The sequence below is a fragment of the Streptomyces atriruber genome (assembly GCF_001418325.1).
In the GTDB taxonomy this organism is placed as follows: domain Bacteria; phylum Actinomycetota; class Actinomycetes; order Streptomycetales; family Streptomycetaceae; genus Streptomyces; species Streptomyces atriruber.
Genome location: NZ_LIPN01000412.1, coordinates 354 through 24134, shown reverse-complemented (window position 1 = coordinate 24134; position 23781 = coordinate 354). Strand labels below are relative to the sequence as shown.

The following is a 23781-nucleotide window of genomic DNA, read 5'->3' as shown; positions in this document are numbered from 1 at the left end:
GCCGCGCTGCGCCACCAGGGCGCTCACCGGGACGACGAGCACGTCCTTGCGGGACTCCGCCTTGAGCGTGACCTGGACGGCGGCAGCCTGGTAGCGGCCGAGGCCCTTCTGGTCCTTCACCGTCAGCTCCAGGGGGAGGGTGGCCTTGTCGTCGGATCCTCCGGAGCCGGAGTCGCCGGATCCCGAACTGTCCGAGGAGTCGTCGGCCTTGGAGGTGGAGGGCGTCCCGATGTCCGTCACCTCGGCCTTGACCGTGGTGTTGTCGGGGAGTTCGACGGCGACCTCGGTGCCCTTCTCGACGAGGTCCTCGAACTGCACGTCGAGGTCGACGGCGACGATCCGCTCGGTGCCGGTCCAGGAGAGGATGCTGCCGCTCGGCGCGGCGCCGGGCGAGGCCTTCACGTCCGCGACGCGCCGGGCACCGGAGGCCACCACGGCGTCGCCCGCGGCCACGGTGCCGGTCTCCTTGCGGTTCAGGTCGTCCTGCCACTCCTTGACGGCCGCGGCGGTCGCGGAGTCGTAGGTGTCGTCGACGGTGAACCCCTTGTAGCCGAGGGCGCGGAGGTTCTTCTCCAGCATCGTGACGTCGTCGCCCTCGCTGCCCGACGCGAGCGTGCGGTACAGCGGGAACGAGCCGTACAGGAGCGGGATCCGCTGCTGGTCGACGCGGTAGACGGTGTCGCCACGTTCGATGACCTTTCCCTCTTCGGGCACCCAGGTGACGATGCCGTCGCTCCCGGTCGCCCCGGAAGAGCCGGACTGACCCGACTGGCCGGACTGGCCGGACCCGCCGTTCTGCGCGGACTGTCCGTCTCCGTTGCCGGACGACGAGGCCGGTGCCTGCACGGTGGTCGCGTCGCCGTAGCCGAGGTTTCCGTCGACGGTCTCGGTGTTGGTCAGCGTCGTGCGTTCCACCTTCGCCGTGGCCGGCGGGCCGGAGGGAGCGGAGCCCGCCGAGTCGCCACCGTCGCCGCCGATGGTGCCGGTGGCGGCGACGCCGGCCGCCGCGGCCACGGTGATCGCGGCGAGCGCGATCAGCGAGGTGCGCAGGGGGCGGCGCCTGCGGCGGCTGCCGGGCGGTGTGCCGTCCTCGTCCGGGTCCTCGGCCGAGGCGGTGTCCGGTGTGGCTTCCTCCGGCGTCAGGGCGGTTTCGAGGTCGCGGGTCCTCGGTCCCGTGTCTGGGGACGGCTCCTCGGCCGTGTCGACGGCTCCGGCCCGCTTCGTCGACACCTCGCCGGAGCTGTGGCGCTCCAGCGCGCCGGACGGCTCGCCTGCCACGGGCAGCGCTTCGGTCTCGTCGCGGCCGGTCACTGCGGGACGCCTCCCCCTTGGCCGTTGTTCATCATCATGCCGCCGCCGGGGTACTTGCTCTGGCAGGCGCCCATGGCCTTGGTGAACTCGGCGCCGCCCGGGGTGATGCCGGTGCCATTGATGTCGATCTTCATGTTGCTGCCCTCGATCTCCGGGTCGGGGAACTTGGGGAGCCCGTTCTTGCGCAGGCACTTCGCCCAGGCCGACACCTTCTCCGAGTCGAGGGCGGCGCCGCCGCCACCGCCGCCCAGGCCCTGCGGCGCCTTGTCCCGGCAGGCCTCCTCGGCCTTCTTGAACCCCTCCGAGTTCGGATCGGCCCCCTCGCCGGGGGTGAGCCTGACGCCGCCCGTGTCCTGCTGCGGATCGGGGTAGTCGGGCGCGCCGTTCTCGCGCATGCACTTGGAGTACGCGAGGCCCTGGTCGAAGGGGCTCGTCGGGGACGCGGACGAGTCCTTCCCCGACGAGGCGGCGGAGGAGTCTCCCGAGCAGCCCGTGAGGAGGGATCCGGTGACGAGGGCGGATGCGGCGAGGAGAACGGGTGCAACGGCTCGCTTGCGTGCGAATGCTCGCTTGTGTGAGGTGAACATGGACCCAACTTCTACGCGGCGGGCGGTCACACGGCGGGCACAAAGCCGGGCGTCCGCACAGTGCCCTGAAGGGTGGGGGATTCCGCGCCGGGGCAGGCCGGAACGGCCGCCCACCAGAGGTGCGCGGCCGTTCCGGTTTCCCCGTGGGACACACGGCCGGGGAAACCGGTCAGGTTTCGGCCCGCTCCGGGCTCCCGCGCGCCGGTGCCCCGCGCCACGCGGTGAGCCTGCGCCGCTCCTCCGGCGTGCAGTCGATGCGCTTCATGGCGGCCTTGAGCAGCGGCGGCGCCATGACGGAGGTGACCACCGCGACCAGCACGATGATCGTGTACGTCCTGGTGTCGAGGATGCCGAGCCGGAGCCCGACCATCGCGACGATGACCTCGATGACGCCTCGGGCGTTCATGCCCGCACCGAGCGCGAGGGCCTCCCAGCGGCTCAGCCTGCTGAGCCGCGCACCGATGTAGGCACCCGCGAACTTCCCGAGGACGGCGATCGTGAGCACGATCAGCGCGGCCCCCAGCACCGTGGGTTCGGTGAGCGCCCGCAGGTCGATGCGCAACCCCGCGGTCGCGAAGAAGACGGGCGCCAGCACGGCGAGGACGACCATGCGCAGCGACACGGTGCGGGCCCGGTCGAACTCCCCGCTGGAGCCGATGAGCATGCCGCACAGGTACGCCCCGAAGACCGCTTCGAGGCCGAGCGACTGGGTGCCCGCCGATGCGAGCAGGATCATCGCGGCGGCCGCCGAGACCGTCCGCTCGTCCGACCCCTTGCACAGCCGCAGGGCCCGGCGCACGACCGGGCGACCGATCAGCAGCGCGATCAGCAGGACCAGCAGGAGCGACCCGATGGCCTCGGCGAACACGCCCGCGGTCAGGCCGCCCACGGTCATCGCGGAGACCACGGAGAGCATGAGCCAGCCGAAGGTGTCGTCGATCATCCCCGCGGCCAGGGTCAGTTGGCCCACGTCACGGTGGATCAGGTCCATGTCCATCAGCGTCTTGGCGATGACGGGGATGGCGCTGACGCACATGGCGACGCCCAGGTAGAGCGCGAACATCTGCCGGTCGGAGGCGCCGATGTCGAGCATGCGCGCCAGCGGATGGCCCAGGCCGATGCCGAGGGCGAGGGGCACGAGCAGCCCGGCGAGGCTGACGCGCAGTGCCGTGCCGCCCCGGCGGCGGATCATCCGCAGGTCCATCTCGATGCCGGTGAGCCCGACGAGGAGCAGGACCGCGATCTGTCCGACCGCGTCGAGCAGGTGTACCTGGGCCGGGTCCGACGGCAGCAGCCAGGCCGCGGCGTCCGGCGCCGCCCAGCCGAAGAGGGACGGGCCGAGGAGCACGCCCGCGCTCAACTCCCCCACGATGGCGGGGAGTCCGCAGCGCGAGGCCAGCCTGCCGAGCATGATGGCGAGGAGCAGCAGCACGCCGACCTGCAGCAGGAAGAGGAGCAGGGGGTGGGCCGCGATCGGCGGCACGGGAGCGGCGCCCAGGACTTCGGCGGCCACGCCGACACCATGCATCGCATTCACCCGCCCCGTTCGGAGAGGGCCCCGCGTCCACCGACCACGGTCGGCACGCCCGGGGCGAGTTCGCCGTAGCGCCGGAATCCGTAGAGCAGCGCGCTCCCGTGGCGGTAGCGCTCGACGGACCGCACCGCTCCGACGACGATCACATGGTCGCCGGAGGGGTGGGTGCGCTCCACGGTGCACTCGGCGACGGCGTGCGCGGCCTCGACGAGCGCGGGGCTGCGCGTGCGGCCGAACGGCCGCCAGGCGACGCGATCCCAGCGGTCGGGCGCCCCCGAGGCGAAGAGCGCCGCGACCCAGTCGGCTTCACCGTGCAGCAGGTTGACCGCGAACGCGCCGCTGTCGACCACCGCGCCCAGCGTCGGGCTGCCGCTGCGCAGGCACGTCAGGAGCGTCGGCGGGTTCACGCTGAGGCTGCACAGCGACGAGCACGTCATCCCCCGGGGCTCCGCGTTGCCGTCCCGGGCCGTCACGACCGACACACCGGTCGGGAACGACGCCATCATGTCGCGGAACTCGATGTCCATGTGCCTCGGTCACACCCCGTCGCGCATGCGCTTGAAGAAGGCGTTCTGCGTCGGCAGCGTGCGGACCAGCGACCGCGCCTTGTCCTTGATCGCCTGGAACTCGGCCAGCGCGGCCTTCTCGTCGACCAGGTCGAGGGCGGGCGACGGCCTGACGGGGATGCCGCCGGTGCCGAGCAGGATGCAGTTGTACGAGTAGGGCGGCAGGCCGTGGTAGCGGGGGTAGACCGTGCCGGTGTCGGGGACCTTGCTCCCCCACAGCTCCAGGCGCTCGGCGAGCGCGTCGGGCACGGCGCGGGTCTTGGTGTCCCGCCAGTACTGGTTGTCCGCCCGCTTCGCGCCGCGGTAGTGCAGGACGAGGAATTCCCGTACGCCGTCCATCACGTTCATCACCGAGCTGTTGTACTGCTCGCGCAGGGAGAGGTCCCAGTCGGCCGCCGGGTAGTACTTGACCAGCTGCTCGATCGCGTAGTGGATGAAGAAGATCCCGGTCGACTCCAGCGGCTCGACGAAGCCGCTGGACAGCCCGATGGCCACGCAGTTGTTGACCCACGAGCGGCGGCTGCGGCCGATCCGCATCCGGATGTGGTTGGCGGGCACGTCGGCCGCGGCGGGGCCGACGAACTCGCGCAGGGTGCGCTCGGCCTCCTCGGGGTCCAGGTAGTCGCGTGCGTAGACGTAGCCGGTGCCGATCCGGCTGATCAGCGGGATGGTCCAGATCCATCCGGCGTCCTGGGCGGTGGCCGTCGTGCAGGGGCGGATCGGGTCCTTGTCCATGTCCATGGGGACCTGCAGGGCGACCGCGCTGTCGTTGGGCAGGGTGTCCTGGTACGACACGAACGGCTCCTCCAGCGCCTTGTTGAGGAGCAGCCCGCGGAAGCCCGTGCAGTCGACGAAGAGGTCGCCGTCCAGGCGCCCGTGCTCGGCGGTCCGCACGTGCGAGAGCCAGCCGCGCTCGTCGAGGCCGACGTCCACGACGTTGTCGACGACGTGGTGCACGCCGCGCTGTGTGGCGTACTTCGTCAGGTACTTCGCCAGCAGGTGTGCCTCGAAGTGGTAGGCGTACGGGAACTGCGCGCCCTGGTACTCGGCGATCGTGTTCGGCGCCGCCTCGCCCTCGACGAAGTCCTGCTCCAGAAGGCGGTTGTCGAGGTAGCGGGGGCTGCGGTTGCCGTCGATCAGCGAGGCCATCACGAAGCAGTCCACGTCGAACCGGTCGCTCGTGGGATAGCGCAGCCACCAGTCGGTCAGCGGGAAGCCCTTGACCGACCTGAGCTGCTCGAAGGGGTGGTAGAAGTGGTGTCCGGGCTCACGCCAGTTCTCGAAGCGGACCGCGAGTTTGTACGTGGCGTTGCAGGCGGGCATCCAGTCCCGCTCGGCCAGGCCGAGGAACTCGAAGAAGTGCCTGATGTCGCTGAACGTGGCCTCGCCGACGCCGATGGTCCCGACGTCCGCCGACTCCACGAGCGTGATGTTGATGCGGTCGCCGAAGGCCGCCGTCAGATACGCGGCGGTCATCCAGCCGGCCGTGCCGCCGCCGACGATGATGACGTCGCGTACGGGAGCATGCGTCATTTCCCCACCCCACATTGATGATTGAGCACCGATCGTGATGATTGAGCGCGCCACCGCACCGGCCGCAGGCGTCCCGGCCTCGGTCTACCGGCCGCGGGCGTCCCGGTCGCTCAGCGTGATCGCGCCGGCCGGGCATCTGGCGGCCGCGCCGCGCACCGCCGCGGCCGAACCGGCCGCGGGCCGGGCCGATTTGAGCAGCACTTTCCCGTCGTCCTCCGACTGATCGAACACGGCGGGTACGTAACTCATGCACAGGCCGGAGCCCGCACACCTGCCGCGGTCGACATGGACCTCCATCTCTCTCCTCTCTCTCACCGGGCTTGCCCGGTCTCACCAGGTGACCGGCAGCCGTTCCACTCCGTAGGCGGTCGAGCGGACGCGGAACCGCACGTCCGGGGCGGGCACCGCGAGGCGCAGTCCGGGCAGGCGCCGCAGCAGCGCCGTGTACGCGATGCGCAGCTCCATCCGGGCCAGCGCGGCGCCGATGCAGTGGTGGATGCCGTGCCCGAAGGCAACGTGCGGCACGGGTTCCCTGGACAGGTCGAGCCGGTCGGGCTCGGCGGTCAGTGCCGGGTCTCGGTTGGCCAGCGGGATCGAGCAGACGACGGTGTCCCCGGCCCTGATGAGCCTGCCGCCGAGCGTGATGTCCTCGACGGCGGTGCGGGGCGTGGGGGCGTGCGGCACCGACAGATAGCGGAGCAGCTCCTCGACGGCCCGGTCCAGCGCCGCGGGATCGTCGCGCACCAGGGCGAGTTGGTCCGGGTTCTCCAGGAGCGCGAGCGCGCCGAGGCCCAGCATCCCGGAGATGTTGTCGAGGCCGGCGAGCATCAGCAGGACGCAGATGCCCCGCAGCTCCTTGTCGGTGAACTCGGATCCGTGGTCGCGCACCAGCATGCCGAGGAAGCCGTCGTCGGGGTCCTTGCGCTGCCGGGCCACCAGTGCGGCGAGGTAGCGGGTGAACGAGGACCCGGCGGCCGTGCGCTCCGTGCGGCCGCGTCCCGTGGCCAGGTGGGCGTGGCAGCGGCGCAGGAAGTCGTCGCGGTCGTCGCGGGGCACACCGATGAGTTCGCACAGCACCGGGCCCGGGATCGCCGACGCGAACAGCTCGGCCAGGTCGGCGGGTCGTCCGGCCCGCTCCATGGCGTCGAGGCGCTCGGCGACGATGGTCTCGATCCGCGGCCCGAGTCTGCGCATCCGCCGTACCGTGAACTCAGGCGTCAGCATCTTCCGCAGCCGGGTGTGCTCGGGAGGGTCGTAGTCCATCAGGAGCCCGACCCCTTCGTCGGGCCGCCCGCCGTCCCCGTCGGCCGGTTCGCGCGAGCCGAAACGGCGGCGGGTGGAGAACCGGACGTGGTCGCCGAGGACTTGGCGCACTTCGTCGTGGCCGGTGACGAGCCACAGGGGCTCGCCCCCCGTGCCCGGGGCCAGGCTGACGCGGGTGACGGGCCCGTCGGCGGCGAGGCGGCGCAGGTCGTCGGCGGGATCGAAGTGCGTGCGGCGGGTGTGCAGCGGCACCGGTACGGTCTCGTGCGACATGTCGCCCCTTACCAGGCCACCGGCAGCGTCTCCACGGCCTTCGACGTGAAGCGGAGTGTGTCGCGCGGCGCGGCTAGCCGCACCTCGGGGAACCTGCGCAGCAGTTCCGCTATCGCGATGCGCAGTTCCATCCTGGTCAGGGGCGCGCCGAGGCAGTAGTGGATGCCGTGGCCGAACGCCATGTGACGGCTGTTGTCCCGGGTGATGTCGATGGGCTCCGTCGGCTCACCCGGCGAGTGCGTGTTGTTGGCGCCGAGCAGGGAACAGGCCACGGGCTCCCCCGCCTTGACCACCTTGCCCGCGATGCTGACGTCCTCCCTGGCGGTGCGCGGCGAGGCGTGCGAGATGATCGAGACGCTCCGGATCAGCTCCTCCACCGCGTGGTCGATGAGTTCCGGGCGCTCCTTGAGCAGGGCGAGCTGGTCCGGGTGCTCCAACAGGGCGAGGATGCCGAGCCCCAGCGTGCCGCCCACGTTCTGGATGAAGGAGGCGAGGAGCGTCGCGGCGGTCCCCGTCAGCTCCGCCGGGGTGAGGTCGGCGCCGTGCCGCTGGATGAGCCGCCCGAGCAGGTCCTCGCCGGGGTTGCGGCGCTTCTGTGCCGTGAACTTGCTGAGGTAGACCAGGTACGAGTTGCCTGCCGCGTCCCGCTGGTCCCTGTCGGGGTTGTCGACGCGGTTGGTGTCGAGGTGGCGGGCCAGCTCGGCCTGGTCGTCACGGGGGATGCCGAGCAGCGCGCAGCCGATCAGGCTGGTGGTGGGCCACACGAAGTGCGGTACGAGGTCGATCGGCTGCCCGGCGCCCTCCATGGCGTCCAGACGCTCGGTCACGATGCCCTCGACGAGGGGTTCCAGGGTGCGCACCCGCCGCAGCGTGAACTCGCCCGTCAGCATCTTCCGCAGCCGGGTGTGCTCGGGCGGGTCGTAGTGCAGCAGGTTGCCGGGCTGCACGAGGCGCCGGGAGTCCTCGATGTTGTCCGCGGGCGGCAGCGTGGTGAACCGGTCCGTGTCGCCGAGGATCGCCCGCACCTCGTCGTATCCGGTGGCGAGCCAGGCGCGGTCCAGCGTCCCGGGAGGGGTGGTCTCGACGAGCGGCGACTGCTCGGTTTCGTCCAGTGGCTTGGGCATTCTCGGAATCCTTTCGCCCTATGTCACGAGTCTGAATTCGGCTCCGCACACCCGTCAAGGATGTCCAATCGGGCGTGCTCACCAGTTCACGAGGAGTTCGTCGACGCCGTAATTGGGCGTCCAGGTGCGGAATCGAATTTCGTCGGCCGGTACCGCGACGCTCAGGTCGGGGAACCGGCGCAGCAGGGCCGATATCGCGATGCGCAGCTCCACGCGGGCCAGCACCGCGCCGATGCAGTGGTGCACGCCGTGGCCGAACGACAGGTGTCCGGAGTTGTCGCGGGTGATGTCGAGCGTGTCCTGTGGGGCACCGTTCACCGGATTGCGGCTCACCCCGAGCAGGGAGCAGATCACGGACTCGCCCGCCCGGATCAGGTGCCCGCCGACGGTCACGTCCACCAGGGCGGTGCGCGGTGTGGCGTTCTGCACCGACGAGACGTAGCGGATGAGTTCCTCCACCGCCGAGTCGAGCAGGTCGGGCCGCTCCCGGAACAGGGCGAGCTGGTCGGGGTGGTCGAGGAGGACCAGCGGACCGAGCCCCAGCATGCCGCCGATGTCCTCCAGGCCGGAGCCCATGATCGCGGCGGCCATGCCCGTCAGTTCTTCGTCGGTGAGGTCCTCGCCGTGCCGGCGGATCAGCATGCCGAGCAGGTCGTCGCCCGGGTCGCGGCGCTTCTGCCGGATGAGCCTGCCCATGTAGGTCATGTACGCGTTCACGGCGGCCCGCTGGCGTTCCCGCTCCTCGCGGCTGGTGTACCGGCCGAAACCGGTGCCGGTCCTGCTGATGTTCAGGTTGCGGGCGATCTCGGCCGCGTCGTCGCGGGGCACTCCGAGCAGTGCGCAGCCGACCAGGCCGGGGATGGGCCAGGCGAAGTGCCGTACGAGGTCGGCGGGTCGGCCCGCACTCTCCAGGGCGTCGAGGCAGTGCTCGACGATCTCCTCGATGAAGGGTTCGAGCCTGCGGATCCGCCGCATGGTGAACTCGGGGGTGAGCATCCTGCGCAGCCGCGTGTGGTCCGGCGGGTCGTACTGACGCAGGTTGCCGACCTCGATCGGCGGCTTCCCGCCGCCCCTGCCGTCGTCGGGCGGCAGCATGCTGAACCGGTCGTCGCCGAGGATGGCCCGCACCTCGTCGTAGCCGGTCGCGAGCCAGTGGCGGCTCGGGGAACGCCCGCCGGTGTCCAGTTCGACGAGTGGGTCGTGCGCGCCGAGTTCGACGAGTTCCGGCACGGGTTCCACCCCGTCCCGGCGGGTGTGCGCGGAGGTGCTCACTGCCTTCGACATTCAGGGGCCCTTTCGCCCTTTCCGCGCGACGGGGACAGCACCGCACCCTTTTCCGTCCCCGTCCGCGAAATCCGTAGCAATTCACGATTCCTGGAGCGCCGCGGTCCGCCGTGCCAGGAATTCCGTTCGCCTACTCCTTTCCGGTGTCGGCCGCGGACCGGAGCCTGTCCGCGATGACACCTCCGATCCGTGCCGAAGGCGCGGGCTGCAGCATCGTGTAGTGGCTGGCGGCGATTTCGTGGGACTCGATGTCGCCGGTCACGTAGGGCCGCCAGCTCTCGCCCGACACCGCCGCCGGGGTGTCCGCGGGCCGGTCCTCGGCCGCGACGAAGAGCAGCAGGTCGCCGTCGAATCGGCGCGGCGTGTGGCGCGGCGTGAGCCGTCCCACGTTGTCGATGACCTGGCGCATGTTCGCCCTGAGTCCCTCGTCCATGTCCTCGCCGATGTTCTCGTCGGGCGGCAGTCCCAGATCGCTCGCCCGCGGCGCGGACGTGTCGTCCCGGCCCGCCTCGGGCTGGACGTTGCTGTACTGGGCGCCGCCGAAGCCCTCGGGATAGCCGTCGATCACCGCGAGGAGTCGGACCTGCTCGCCCTGCTCCTGCAGGTGGGTGGCGACCGCCTGAGCGATGAGGCCGCCAAGGGACCAGCCCAGCAGGTGGTACGGGCCCTCGGGCTGGACGGTCCTGATCTGCTGGGCGTAGTCGGCCGCCATCTCCGCCAGGCTCTGCGGCAGCGGCTCCGGTTCGGCGAGTCCGCGGGCCTGCACGCCGTACACCGGCCGGTCCTGCGGCAGGTGCCGCAGCAGCGCCGCGTACGCCCAGCTCAGCCCCGTACCGGTGTGCATGCAGAACAGCGGCGGAAGGCCGCCCTTGGGCCGCAGCGGCAGCAGCATCTCCAGGTCGCCGTGGTCGCCGCCCGCGCGCCGCCCGGCCGCCCGGGTTCCGCCCGGTCCCCTGCCGTGGAGGGTGAGCAGACCGTCGGCGGTCCGCCGCGCGCGTTCGCCGGTGCGCAGCATCCGCTCGCCGTCGGCTCCGAAGGGGCAGGCGACGAAGCGTTCGCCGGTGAGCCCGGACGCCTCCGCGTAGCCCCGCGCGAGCGACGAACCGGCGACGTACAGGTCGCCCGTGCCGCCCGGCGGGACCGGGCGCAGATAGTCGTCCAGGACGTAGGCGCGCGTGTTGGGCACGGGCGTGCCGGCCGGGGCCCGGTCGGGCGGGGTCTCGCCCGGCCCCGTCCGGTGGTCGAGCCAGGGGCCCCCGGTCTCCGCCGTGCCGTGGGCGCTGACCAGGGTGGCCCGCGGATGGGCGGCCGACCAGGCCCGGATGTCGTCGACGGTCGCGGTTCCCCCGTGGTCGACCACCGTCACCTCGGCGAACGGTGCTTCCCCGGTGGCTCGTTCGGCCGTACCGGGCAGCAACTCGCGCGAGGTGACCAGACGTTGCGCTCCGCCCGGCCCCGCGGCCGGTGTCGCGTCCTCCCCGGGGGTGCCGAGCCGGACGCCGCCGCCCGTGCACAGGGCGGAGAGCAGCGGGGTCACCAGTGCGGAGACCGGGGCGCGTACGTCGAGGAACGTCACCCCGTGGTGCGTGGGGGCGGCGTGCTGGTGGTGCACCGTGTGGTCGACGAGCGTCCGGTGTTCGACGACGGCGCCCGTGACGGTGCCGTCGGCGCTGTCGGGCGCCGAGGTTCCGAGGACGAGCGCCGCCTGCCGCGGCAGGGGTGCCGCGATCGGTGAACCGGCCTGCGGGGAGGCGCCGTTGGTGGCGGCGAGCCTCGGGTCGTCGAGCAGCAGGACGGGCACCGTCACGCCGTCCCCGAGGAGCGGCGCCATGGCCGTCGCACAGACGAGGGCGGCGGGCGTGACCTGGCGGAGGCAGGACGCCACGTCCTCCATGGGCCGGTTCGGGTCGGCGATCAGGCAGGCGGCGCCTGACCTGAGCACGCCCAGAAGCGCGACGACGAGCCCCGAGGCGGGCGGCAGCGCGAGGACCACCACGTCCTCCGCGCCGATGCCGTGCTCGGCGAGGCGCCGGGCCAGCCGGGCGGACGCGGCGTCCAGCGCGCCGTGGGTGAGCAGCCCGTCGTGGTCCATGACGGCGACGGCGTCGGGGGCCAGTGCGGCCTGTTCGGCGAGCAGCTCGACGACGGTGCCGTCCGGGATCGGCGCCGCTGTGGCGCCGACGCTCTGGAGGGCCTGTCGGCGCTCGGCCTCGTCCAGGAGGAGTTCCACCTGGCTCAGCTTCAGTTCCGGGTCGTCCGCCACCTGCTGGAGGACGCGGGCGAGCCGCTGGGCGAGCGCGGCTGCGGTGGCACGGTCGAACAGTTCGGCGGCGTACCGGATCGCGCCGTCGACTCCGTCCGGGCCGCTGTCCGAGCCGTGCCGTTCGGTGAGGCCGACCACGAGGTCGGCCTGGGTGGCCGGGGTGCCCACGGGCAGCCGGGTGGTGCGCAGGCCCGGCAGTTCCGGCGACTCCCACATCTCGGCGGAGTCGCTGAGGATCTCCAGGACCACCTGGAACACGGGGTGCCGCTGCTCCACGGGCAGCCCCAGGGTGTCGACGAGCCGCCCGAAGGGGACGTCCGGGTTCTGGACCGCGCGCTGATAGGTGTCCCGCGCGCGGCGGAGCAGTTCGCGGTACGTCGGGTCGCCCGAGGCATCCGTGCGCAGGACCAGCGGGTCGGCGAACGGCCCGACGACGCCGTCCAGGTCTCCTTCCTCGTCCCGGCGCGGCAGCACCGTGCCGAGGCTGAGGTCGGTGCCCGCGCCGAGCCCGGCGAGGAGCAGCGCGAGCGCGGCCTGCACCACCATGAAGAAGGTCGCGCCGTCGGCCTCCGCGATCTCGGTCAGCCGGACGTGCGTGGCACTGTCGAGGGCCAGCGGCACCTCGTCGGCGCGGTGGGACGGCAGCGGGGGCCGCGGCCTGTCGGCCGGGAGCGGCTGCTCGGCGGCGGCGTCCGCGAGGGCCTTCTTCCAGTGGGCGAACTGCTCGCCGATCAGGCTGTCGCGGTCCTCCTCGTCGCGGAGCATCTCCTGCTCCCAGAGGGCGTAGTCGGCGAACTGCAGGGGCAGCGGCGCCCGTTCGGGTGCGCGCCCTTCCCTGCGCGCGCCGTACGCGGCCGCCAGGTCACGGAGCAGGACGATCAGTGACGCGTCGTCCGTGGCGATGCGGTGCACGACGAGGAGCAGTACGTGTTCGGTCTCCGCGAGCGCGAACAGGCGTGCCGTCCACGGCGTCTCACGGGCGAGGTCGAACTCGTGCCCCGCGTGGTCGGCGAGCAGCCGCGGCAGCTCCTCCTCGGTGGCCGTGGTCACGGGCAGCGCGGGCCGGGCGGCGTCGACATCGGGCTCCAGGACGCACTGGTGTACGTCGGCAGTGGCGGCGGAGTTGTCCGTGTCGGCACCGGTGCCGGTACGGCCGGGTTCCCCGTCCGTGCCGACGAAGACCGTGCGCAGGATGTCGTGCCGCGCCGCGACGTCTCCCAGCGCGGCCGCCAGCGCCGCCCTGTCGAGCCTGCCGCCCAGGCGCAGCGCGATCGACACCCGCTGGGCCGCGGAGCCGGGGTTGGCCCCGGCGAGCCGCCAGGTGCGCAACTGGCCCGCGGTGACGGGTATGTCGTCGGGGTGGTCGACGGGCCGCAGCTCCGGGAGCTCCTTGGACGTCAGCATCCTGGCCACGCCGAGCGGCGTGGACTCGCCGAAGAACCGTCGCATGCTCAGCTCGCTGCCGAGCTCCTCGCGGATCCGCGCGGCGAGGCGCATCGCCAGGCCCGAGTCACCGCCCAGGTCGAAGAAGTTGTTGTCGACGCCCACCCGTTCCAGGCCGAGGACTTCGGCGAACAGCGCGCACAGGGTCGCTTCGAGCTCGGTCTCCGGCTCGCGGCCCGAGATGCGCCCGGCGAAGTCGGGTCGGGGCAGGGCCCCGCGGTCGACCTTGCCGTTGCTCGTCAGCGGCATCGTCTCCAGGATGACGACGGATGCGGGCCGCATGTAGTCGGGCAGCGCCTTCGCCAGGTGGTCGTGCACGGACTGGATCTCCAGATCCGGGGTCTCGGGCACGACGTATCCGACGAGGCGTTTGTCGCCGGGCCGGTCCTCACGAGCGATCACCACGGCCTGCCGCACCCCGGGATGCGCCGCCAACGCCGCCTCGACCTCCCCCGGCTCCACCCGGAAGCCCCGCACCTTCACCTGCTCATCCGCACGCCCCACGAACGACAACTGCCCGTCAGCCGCCCACCGAGCCAGATCCCCCGTCCGGTACATCCGCTCCCCGCCACCCGCAAACGGACACGCCACAAAACGCTCCGCCGTCACACCGGGCCGCCCCACATAACCACGGGCCACCCCCGGCCCGGCGACGTACAACTCCCCCGTCGCACCCACCGGAACCGGATGCAGAAAACCATCCAGGACATACGTCCGTACGTTGTCCAACGGACGCCCGATCGCGGGCGGCCTGTCCTGCGACCTGATGTTCTCGTCGACGGGCCCCGCGGTGGCCATGACGGTGGCTTCGGTGGGCCCGTAGGTGTTCCACACCCGCGCCTGTGTCGTCCACCGGCTCGCGAGGCCCGCGGTCATGAGTTCCGCGCCGAGGATCCAGTTCTCCACTCCGGTCACGGAGCCGGGATCGAGCATGGTGAGCAGGGAGGGCACGACGCTGGCCGTGGTGACACCGGCTGCCTCGATCATGTCCGCCAGCGCGGCAGGCTCCGCCCGCTCTCCAGCCGAAGCAACCGCCAACGTGCCCCCACCGGACAGTGTCACGGCCACGTCCAGCACCGCCGCGTCGAAACTGAACGACGCGAACTGCAGGACGGTGACACCCACACCCACACCCAGCACCGGACGCATCGCCGCCGCCAGATTCGCCACGCCACCATGCGCAACAGCCACACCCTTGGGACGACCCGTCGAACCCGACGTATAGATCACATAGGCAAGTTGATCCGGGGACAGCCGCACTCCGAGAGAAGCATCGGACTCCGCGGAGACCGTGCCGTCCTCGTCCAGCAACACCACTCGCGCATCACCGACCGACACCTCGGCCAGACTCTCCCCCACACCCACCACGACCCGCGCACCACTGTCGCCCACCATGAACGACAACCGGTCGGCCGGATACTCCGGATCCAGCGGAACGAACGCACCCCCCGCCTTCCACACCGCCAACTCCGCGACCACCATGCCCACCCCACGCGGCAGACACAGCCCCACCCGGGACTCAAAACCCACCCCCGCACACACCAACCGCCGCGCCAGCCGATTCGCCCGCACCTCCAACTCCCCGTACGACACAGCCTCCACACCACACCGCACCGCCACCACGTCGGGCGAGTTCTGCGCGTGCGCGGCGAACAGTCCGGGGACCAAGGTGTCCGGGTGGGACACGGCTGTGGCGTTCCACTCCTCCAGGACGCGGGAGCGATCCGTGGCGTCGGAGAGCTGCAGCCTGCCGACGGGCGCCCCGGGGTCCGCGGCCATCTGCCGCAGCGCCCGCAGGAGCCGGTCCAGGAGGGCCTGGGCGGTCTGCTCGTCGAAGGCGTCCGGGCGGTAGGTCAGCCGCATCCGCAGGCCGTTGAGGGGGTCCACCACCAGGCCGAGTGGATAGTTGATCGACTCGCGCATGCCCGCTTCGGTGAGTTCCACACCGGCGGGGCCCGGCTCGCGGGTGCTCCCGTCGTCCTCCGTGGCCGGGTCGGTCCCGGTGGGGAAGCTCTCGAACGCCATGAGGGTGTCGAACGTCGCTCCGCGGCCCGCGACGCGCTGGATGTCGCCCAGGCTCAGGTACTGGTGGTCCATCAGGGCGGACTGGCGGCCCTGGACCTCCGCGAGGACCTCGGCGACGGTCCGTGCCGGGGCGAACCGCACCCGTACCGGGACGGTGTTGATGAACAGGCCGAGCATGTTCTCCATGCCGGGCAGGTCGGCGGGACGACCGGCCACGGAGGCGCCGAACACGACGTCCTGGCGTCCGGCCAACTGTCCCACGACCAGGGCCCAGGCGGTCTGGACGACGGTGTTCAGCGTGACGCCGTGGGCGCGGGCCAGCTCGCCGAGCCTGCGGTCGAGCACCGGTCCCGCCACGGCGAAGACCTCGCCGGACGCGGCGTCCGGATCTGTCGCGGCGACCGCGCCCGGCGCCATGGGCACGACCTGCGTCGGCTCGTCCACACCGGCCAGCTCCGCGCGCCAGGCCTCCTGCGCCGCGTCCTTGTCCTGCCGTGCCAGCCAGGACAGGTAGTCGCGGTAGGGGGTCACCGGGGGCAGTCCCGCCGCGGTGCCGCCCGCTTCGTAGCAGGCCCACAGCTCGCGCCGCAGGACGGGCAACGACCAACCGTCGAGCACGATGTGATGGAGCGTCACCATCATGCGGTAGCGGTCCTCGGCCGTCTTGGCCAGGAGCACCTTCACCAGCGGCGGTTTCGCCAGGTCGAAGCCCTTGGCACGGTCCTCCCTGCCGAGCCGCTCGGACTCCTCCCACGCCGCGTCCTCGTCGAGCCCGGAGAGGTCCGCCTCGCGCCATGGCAGCGTCGCCCGGTCCGCGACGACCTGCACGGACTGTCCGGAGCCCGCCACCTGGCGGAAGCCCACCCGCAGGCTGGCGTGCCGGTCCAGGAGCGCCTGCCAGGAGGCGCGCAGGCGCGCCGCGTCGAGCGGCCCTTCCAGGCCGACGATCATCTGCTCGACGTAGACGTCGGTGCTCTGCCGGTCGAACAGGGCGTGGAAGAGGAGGCCTTCCTGGAGGGGTGACAGCGGCCAGATGTCGACCAGGTCCGGGGCCGCGGTCTCCAGCTTGTCGATCTGCGGCTGGTCGAGGGCGACCAGCGGGAAGTCGGAGGGGGTGTGGCCGCCCGCCGTGGGCTCCTCGACGTGTGCGGCAAGGCCGCTCAGCATGGCGGCCCAGCCCTCGACCAGGGCACGGGCGGCCGTCTCGTCGAGCAGGCGGTGGGGCCAGTCCAGGCTCAGGGTGAGCCGGGGCCCGTCGGGGCCGTCGTGGACGACGCAGGCGAGCTCCAGCGGATGGGCGACCGGGAACCGGCCGTCCGCAGGGGTGCTCGCGGGGCCCTGACCCTCGCTCGGCGGTGCGTCGGCGGCTCCGTCCGCCGCTGCGGACGGGATGCGGCCGAGGTAGGTGAAGCCGATCCGGGCCGTGGGCAGGGCGGCGAGTGCGGCGGCGGTCTCGGGGTTGAGGTGGCGCAGCAGGCCATGGCCGAGGCCGTCGCCGGGCACCGCGCGCAGCTGTTCCTTCACGCGCTTGACGGCGAGCCCCGCGTCCGGGCCGCCTTCCCGGAAGTCCTCGAAGTCGGGCTTTCCCACGTCGAGCCGCACGGGATGGGTGTCGGTGAACCAGCCGACCGTCCGCGAGAGGTCCATGGTCTCGGACAGGGCGACCCGGCCGTGGCCCTCCACGTCCACGAGGAAGCCGCCGTCGGGCGCGCCCCCGTCGCACCACTCGGCGACGGCCGCGGCGAGTCCGGTCAGCAGTACGTCGTCGACGCCCGCGTGGAACGCTTCCGGGACGCCCGTCAGGAGTGCGGACGTGACGGGGGCGGGGACGGTCACCGATGCCCGCCGCAGCGTGTCGGCGAGGTCGAGCGCCGGGTCCAGGGGCAGCGCGGTGAGCTGCGGGTCGGGTCCCTCGATCAGCTGCGTCCACGCGTCGAGTTCCGCCGTCCGCTCCGCGCTCGCCGCCTGTTCCGCGAGGGCGCGGGCCCAGTGCCGGAACGACGTGGGCACGGGCTCCGGTTCGGGTGTGCGGCCCGCAGCCGTCGCGGCGCAGGCCTGCTCCAGGTCGGGCAGCAGGATCCGCCACGACACGGCGTCCATCACGAGGTGGTCGACGACCAGGACGAGCCGCCCCGCGACGTCCGGGCCCAGGTCGAGCCAGACCGCCTGGAGCATGACTCCGGCCCGCGGGTCGAGCCGCGCCACCGCGGCGCGGGTCTCCTCCGCGATGATCTGCGGGAGGTCCTCGGGGGCCGTGCCGGTCGCGTCGTAACGGCGTACGAACGACCCTGCGGGTACGGTGCCGGGCCCGGACACCACCAGGCGCCGCGCCGGTTCGGTCTCGAGGCGGGCCCGCAGCACGTCGTGGTGGTCGACCACCGCGCGCACCGCGTCGGCCAGGGTGTCGGCGCGCAGGCCCGCGGGTGCCTCGACCACGGCGGTCTGGACGACCCGGCCCGCCGCCTCGGCGCCGACCCGGTCGAGCAGTTCGTGCATCACCGGGGTGAGGGGCACCTCTCCGGTGCCGGAGTCGCCGCCGCCCGCAGTCGTGGCCCGCGACGGGACCGCGACGAGCGCGAGGGCTGCCGGGGTGCGGTGCTCGAAGACCTGGCGCGCGGTGATCGCGAGGCCCGCGCGGCGGGCGCCGGACACCAGCATCATCGACGAGATCGAATCGCCGCCGAGCGCGAAGAACGAGTCCTCGGCGCCTGCCCGTTCGGTGCCGAGCACCTCCGCGAACAGGTCGCACAGGACGGTCTCGACGGGTGTTCGCGGGGCCCGGCCGCCGGGGACGGCCAGCTCGGGGGCGGGCAGCGCGGAGCGGTCGAGCTTTCCGTTGACGGTGAGCGGCAGGGCGTCGAGGACGACCGTCGTCGACGGGACCATGTACTCGGGGAGCCGGGTGGCGGTGAAGGCGAGCAGGGCTTCGGTGTCGAGGACGGGCAGGGCCTCGGTGTCGGGGTCTCGCGGGGCTTCGGTGTCGAGGCCGTGGCGCGCCGCCTCGTCGGGCCCACCGTTCACCGCCGGGACGACGTACGCCACGAGGCGCTTGTCGCCCGGCAGGTCCTCGCGGGCGATCACCGCGGTCTCGCTCACGGACGGGTGCGCGGCCAGGACGGCCTCGACCTCGCCGGGTTCGATGCGGAAGCCGCGCAGCTTCACCTGCTCGTCCGCGCGGCCCGCGAACGACAGCTGTCCCTCCGCGGTCCAGCGGGCCAGGTCGCCGGTGCGGTACATGCGGCCGCCCTCGCCGAACGGGCAGGCCACGAACCGCTCCGCCGTCAGATCGGGCCGCCCGACGTACCCTCGGGCCACCCCCGGCCCCGCGACGTACAGTTCGCCGCTCACGCCCGGCGGCACCGGGCGCAGGAAGCCGTCGAGGACGTAGGTCCGCATGTTGCCCAGCGGGCGCCCGATGGCGGGCGGGGCGTCCACCGGCTTGATGCCCTCGTCGACCCGGCCCACCGTCGCCATCACGGTGGCCTCGGTGGGGCCGTAGGTGTTCCACACCCGTGCCCGGCCGATCCAGCGGCTCGCGAGGTCGGCGGTCAGCCACTCGCCGCCGAGGACCCAGTTCCGTACGCCCGCGACCGCCTCGGGGTCCAGCGTGCGCAGCACCGACGGCACGACGCTTGCCGCCTCGACGCCGGTCGAGCGGATCATGCCCGCGAGCGCGTCGGGTTCCGTGCGCTCCTCGGCGGAGGCGATGGCCAGGGTGCCGCCGGCCGCGAGGGTGACGGCCACGTCGAGGACCGCCCCGTCGAAGCTGAAGGCGGCGAACTGCAGCATCACGACGCCGTCGCGCAGGTCCAGCGCGGGCCGCATCGCCTCGGCCAGGTTCAGCACGCCCCGGTGGGCGAGGGCGACGCCCTTGGGGCGGCCCGTCGAGCCCGATGTGTAGATGACGTAAGCGAGTTGGTCGGCGCCGACCGGCACGCCCAGCGGCTCGCCCGGCTGCTCCGCGATCGTCCGGGCGGTCTCCGGCTCGTCGAGGCGCACCACGCGGGCGGCGCCCACGGGCACTCCGGCGAGGGCGCCGCCGGTGGCCAGGACGACGTCGGCGCCGCTGTCGGCGATCAGGTGGGCCAGCCGGTCGGCCGGGTGGTCGGGGTCCAGCGGGACGAAGGCGCCGCCCGCCTTCCACACCGCGAGCTCCGCCACGATCATGTCGGTGCCGCGCGGCAGGCAGAGGCCCACCCGGCGTTCCCGGCCGACGCCGAGTCCGGCCAGGTGGCGGGCGAGCCGGTTCGCCCGCTGTTCGAGCTCGCCGTACGTCAAGGTGTCCGCGCCGCAGCGGACGGCGGCCGTGTCCGGTGCCCTGCGGGCCCGCGCCTCGAACGCTTCGACGACCGATCCGGCCGACAGCGGCTGTCCGGTCGCGTTCCAGCGCTCGGTCACCGCGGACCGCTCCGCCTCTTCCAGTACGTCGATGTCGCCCACGCGGGCCGACGGGTCGGCCGTGACCTGTTGGAGGACGCGCACGAACCGCTGGACGACGGCCTCCGCGGCGGCCCGGTCGAACAGGTCGGGCCGGTAGTCCAGCTTGAAGCGCATGCGGTCGCCGCCCGGGACGGCGACCAGGGTGAGCGGATAGTGCGAGGCGTCGCGCGACGCCCCCGCGGGCCTGATCGTCACATCGTCGGGCCCGGGCTCGGGACCGGCGGGCGGGAGCGGGTAGTTCTCGTAGAGGACGAGCGTGTCGAAGACCGCGCCGGGCCCGGCGAGTTTCTGCACCTCGGCGAGCCCGACGTGCTGGTGGGCGATGAGCCCCGACTGGGCTTCCTGCAGCCCCGCGAGGAGTTCGGCGACGGGCTGCGCCCCGTCGAGGCGTACGCGGACCGGCAGGGTGTTGATGAACAGGCCGATCATCGACTCCACGCCCGGCAGGTCGGCGGGGCGGCCCGCGACAGTCGCGCCGAAGACGACGTCCGTGCGTCCGGCGAGGCGGGCGAGGACCAGGGCCCACGCGCCCTGCACCAGGGTGTTCACCGTCAGCCCGTGGGCGCGAGCCAACTCGGCCAGTGCGCCGGTGAGTTCCTCCGGAAGGTCGGTGAGGACGTGGTCGGGCAGCACCGGGGCGCGGCCCGGGTCCTTCGGCGCGACGAGCGTCGATCCGTCGGCCCCGGCCAGCTGTTCGCGCCAGGCCGCGCGTGCCGCGTCCTTGTCCTGGCGGCCGAGCCACGCCACGTACTCGCCGTAGGGTGCCCCGCGCCCCAGCACGGAGGTGTCGCCGCCCGCCGCGTACACCTGGGAGAGCTCGTTGAGGAGGACCGGCATCGACCAGCCGTCCATGAGGATGTGATGGAACGTCACGACGAGCCGGTGCCGCCGGTCGCCGAGGCGCACGAGCAGGAGCCGCAGCAGCGGGGGGACGGCGAGGTCGAACCGCCGCGAGCGCTCCCGTGCCGCGAGCCGGCCGATCTCGGCGAGCGCCTCGGACTCCACGAGCCCGCTGACGTCCGCCTCGCCCCAGGGCAGCGCGACCTCACGGGGGATCACCTGGACCATGCGGGCGCCGGTCACCGGGCGGAAGCAGGCCCGCAGCGCCGCGTGCCGGGCCAGCAGCGCCTCCCACGATGCCCGCAGCCGTTCCGTGTCCACGGGACCGGCCACGTCGAGCGTCGACTGCACGGTGTAGACGTCCGGGCCCTGGTCGTCGTAGGAGGCGTGGAAGAGCATCCCCTCCTGCAGCGGCGAGAGGGGCCACACGTCCTCGACGAGGGATCGGGATCGGGTCGTCATCGCTCTGTCTCCTCACAACGGCTGGTGCCTGTCGGTCATGGCTTCTCGCCGGCGAATCCGGCTTCGAGTTCCTCGATCTGGTGTTGTGCGAGGTTGAGGAGGTGGAAGTCGGATGGGGTGTGTCCGCCTGCCGTGGGGTCGGCGGTGTGGTCCGCCAGGCCGGCCAGCATGTCCAGCCAGGTCCTGCCGAGCCGGTCGGCGTCGGCTTCCTCCAGCAGCCGGCTCGCCCAGCTCAGGGTGATCGTCAGTGCGGGGCCTTCGGCGGTGTCCCGGACCACCGCACCGGCGTCCAGTGCGTGGGTGGCGGGCATGTCCGGGTCGACCGAGCCGCCGATCGCGGTGTCGCCGGCCATCTCCCAGGGGCCGGGCGGGCCCGCGGCACGGCCTCCGCCGACAGCGAACCGGCCGAGGTAGTTGAAGCCGATCTGTGCCGCCGGTGCGGCCTCGAACCCGGTCCGTGTCGCGGGGTTCAGGTGGCGCAGCAGTTCATGGCCGAGTCCGTCGCCGGGCACCGCCCTCACTTGCTCCTTGACGGCCTTCACCAACGTACCGGCAGCCCCGCCACCGGCCATAGCGCCGTCCAGGTCGGTGCCGGTCACCTCCAGCCGCACCGGGTGGGCGCTCGTGAACCAGCCCACGGTCCGTAACAGGTCGGCGCCGTCGAGCGGCTGGCGTCCGTGCCCCTCGATGTCGAGCAGCAGCCCGGTGGCGGTGTCGGGCCGCCAGTGCGCGACCGCGCCCGCGAGGGCCGCCAGGAGCACGTCGTCGACGCCGCAGTGGTAGGCGGCCGGAGTGCGGCCCACGAGGGTGGCCGCGTGCTCGGGCGGCACGGTCCACGAGCGGTGACGCAGGGTGCCTACGGTGTCGACGGCGGGGTCCAACTGGCGTGTGGCGACCACCTGTTGCTTATCACCCAGGAGGGCCAGCCAGTCCTCGGCCTCGGCGACCCGGCGTTCATCGACCGCCTGAGCGGCCAGCAGTTCCGCCCAACGACGGAACGACGTTCCGACGGGCTCCAGGCGTGGTGTGCCTCCCGCGGCCGCCGCTTCGCACGCCGCCCGCAGGTCGGGGACGAGGACGCGCCACGACACGCCGTCCACCACCAGGTGGTGCACCACGAGGATGAGGCGTCCGGTGCGCCCGGGGCCCGCGTCGACCCATGTCGCGCGGGCCATTGTTCCAGCGGACGGGTCGAGCCGCTGCGCGGCCTCTTGTGCCGCCCCGGCCGCGACCTCGTCGAGCGATTCGGCCGCGGCGGCTGTCGCGTCGACGCGGGTCACCAGCGCCGTCGCGTCGACCGAGCCCGGTTCGGCGACGACGAGCGTGGGCTCGCCGGGGACAGTGCGGGCGCGCAGCATGTCGTGCGTGTCGAGGACGGCGGCGAGGCCCGTGGCCAGGACGTCGAGGCCGAGCCCGGCCGGGGCGCCGACCACCACCCACTGCGCGAATCCGGGGCTGGTGGCCCGCTCGCCCAGCGCGTGCATCACGGGGGTCCAGGGCACCGCGCCGACGCCGATGTCGTCGGGCACGGCCTCCGGTTCGGCGGTCTCCGCGACCTCCGCGAGGCGTTCGGGGGTCTTCTCCTCGAACACCTGCCGGGGCGTCAGCACGAGCCCGGCCCTGCGCGCCCGCGAGGCCAGCTGCATCGAGCTGATCGAGTCGCCGCCCAGCTCGAAGAAGCTGTCCTCGACGCCGACCCGTTCCAGTCCCAGCACCTCGGCGAACAGCTCACACAGGGTGCGCTCGGCCGCCGTGCGCGGCTCGCGCCCCGTGGCCCGACCCGCGAAGTCGGGGGCGGGCAGCGCGGCCCGGTCCACCTTCCCGTTGGGGGTCAGCGGCAGCCGCTCCAGCGGGACGAACGCCGTCGGGACCAGGTACTCCGGCAGCCGGTCGCGTACGTATGCGGGGAGTTCCGGAGCTCCGGACGTGCCGGTGCCGGGTTCCCCGTGGGGGTCGGAGGCGCCGGGCAGCGCCCCGTTGCCGGTGACGACGTACGCGATCAGACGGTGGGCGTCGTCGGGGCCGTCGCGGCGCGCGACGACCACGGCCTGTGCGACGTCCGGATGCGCGGCCAGTACGGCCTCGATCTCGCCCGGCTCGATGCGGTGTCCGTGGATCTTGATCTGGTCGTCGGCGCGGCCCACGAAGACGAGCTCGCCCTCGTCGGTCCACCGGGCCACGTCGCCGGTGCGGTACATCCGCTCGCCCGCGCCGAACGGGCAGGCGACGAAGCGTTGCGCGGACAGCGCCGGGCGCGCCAGGTAGCCGCGGGCGAGTCCCGCGCCGGTCACGTACAGCTCGCCGGTCACGCCTGGCGGCACGGGCAGCAGGAACTCGTCCAGGACGAAGGCCCGCATGTTCGCCATCGGGCGTCCCAGCGGCACGATGTCGCGTCCCGGCGCCAGCGGCTCGCTCATCGCGGCGCAGACCGTCGTCTCCGTGGGTCCGTACGCGTTGACCATGCGCCTGCCGGACGACCACCGGTCGACCAGGCCCGGCGGGCAGGCCTCACCGGCCACCACGAGGGTTTCGAGGGCGTCCGGCAGGGAGTCCTCGGCCGCGAGGACACTCGGCGGCACGGTCACGTGGGTCGCGTGCGACGCCCGCAGGGCGGCGGCCAGCGATACGCGCGGCGGCAGTTCGTCCGCCGTGGCGAGGACCAGTGTGCCGCCCGAGAGCAGCGCCATGCACAGTTCGGAGATGGCCGCGTCGAACCCGAGCGAGGCGAACTGCAGGACGCGCGAGTCCGCCCGCACACCGAAGCGGTCGATCTGGGCCCGCGCGAGGTTCCGCAGCCCGGCGTGGGTGACGACGACGCCCTTGGGGGTGCCGG

At 72.9% G+C, this 23781-nt stretch carries 11 protein-coding genes; all 11 read right to left on the bottom strand.

Annotated elements, in window-relative coordinates; translation table 11 throughout:
- Window positions 1-1311, bottom strand: a 1311-nt coding sequence (locus AOK03_RS34160) for a peptidoglycan-binding domain-containing protein (protein WP_055569264.1), incomplete at its 3' end; no start/stop codon positions are given.
- Window positions 1308-1898, bottom strand: coding sequence for a hypothetical protein (locus tag AOK03_RS34155; RefSeq protein WP_055569263.1), 591 nt, complete (start codon window positions 1896-1898; stop codon window positions 1308-1310). The genes AOK03_RS34155 and AOK03_RS34160, both read right to left, overlap by 4 nt.
- Window positions 1899-2067: 169 nt before the next feature.
- The gene (locus AOK03_RS34150; protein ID WP_244177860.1) at window positions 2068-3411 is read right to left on the bottom strand and encodes a cation:proton antiporter; all 1344 of its coding nucleotides are present in this window, start codon (window positions 3409-3411) and stop codon (window positions 2068-2070) included.
- A gap of 20 nt (window positions 3412-3431) precedes the next feature.
- Window positions 3432-3959: a flavin reductase family protein gene (locus tag AOK03_RS34145; protein ID WP_055569261.1), complete on the bottom strand. Its 528-nt coding sequence runs from the start codon at window positions 3957-3959 to the stop codon at window positions 3432-3434.
- 9 nt (window positions 3960-3968) lie between these two features.
- Window positions 3969-5531: a tryptophan halogenase family protein gene (locus AOK03_RS34140; protein ID WP_079075132.1), complete on the bottom strand. Its 1563-nt coding sequence runs from the start codon at window positions 5529-5531 to the stop codon at window positions 3969-3971.
- An 84-nt stretch (window positions 5532-5615) separates the two neighbouring features.
- Window positions 5616-5780: a ferredoxin gene (locus tag AOK03_RS34135; RefSeq protein WP_425264442.1), complete on the bottom strand. Its 165-nt coding sequence runs from the start codon at window positions 5778-5780 to the stop codon at window positions 5616-5618.
- An 81-nt stretch (window positions 5781-5861) separates the two neighbouring features.
- A complete protein-coding gene (locus AOK03_RS34130; RefSeq protein WP_055569259.1) occupies window positions 5862-7067 on the bottom strand; it encodes a cytochrome P450 in 1206 nt (401 codons plus the stop codon).
- A gap of 8 nt (window positions 7068-7075) precedes the next feature.
- Complete coding sequence (locus AOK03_RS34125) at window positions 7076-8191, bottom strand: cytochrome P450 (RefSeq protein ID WP_055569258.1); 1116 nt, start codon at window positions 8189-8191, stop codon at window positions 7076-7078.
- A gap of 78 nt (window positions 8192-8269) precedes the next feature.
- Window positions 8270-9475 carry a cytochrome P450 gene (locus AOK03_RS34120; RefSeq protein WP_055569257.1) on the bottom strand — a complete coding sequence of 402 codons (1206 nt, stop codon included), beginning with the start codon at window positions 9473-9475 and terminating at the stop codon, window positions 8270-8272.
- A gap of 130 nt (window positions 9476-9605) precedes the next feature.
- Window positions 9606-20948, bottom strand: coding sequence for an amino acid adenylation domain-containing protein (locus tag AOK03_RS44460; RefSeq protein WP_167355675.1), 11343 nt, complete (start codon window positions 20946-20948; stop codon window positions 9606-9608).
- A 35-nt stretch (window positions 20949-20983) separates the two neighbouring features.
- On the bottom strand, window positions 20984-23781 hold a 2798-nt coding region (locus AOK03_RS43270; protein WP_167355674.1), incomplete at its 5' end, for an AMP-binding protein.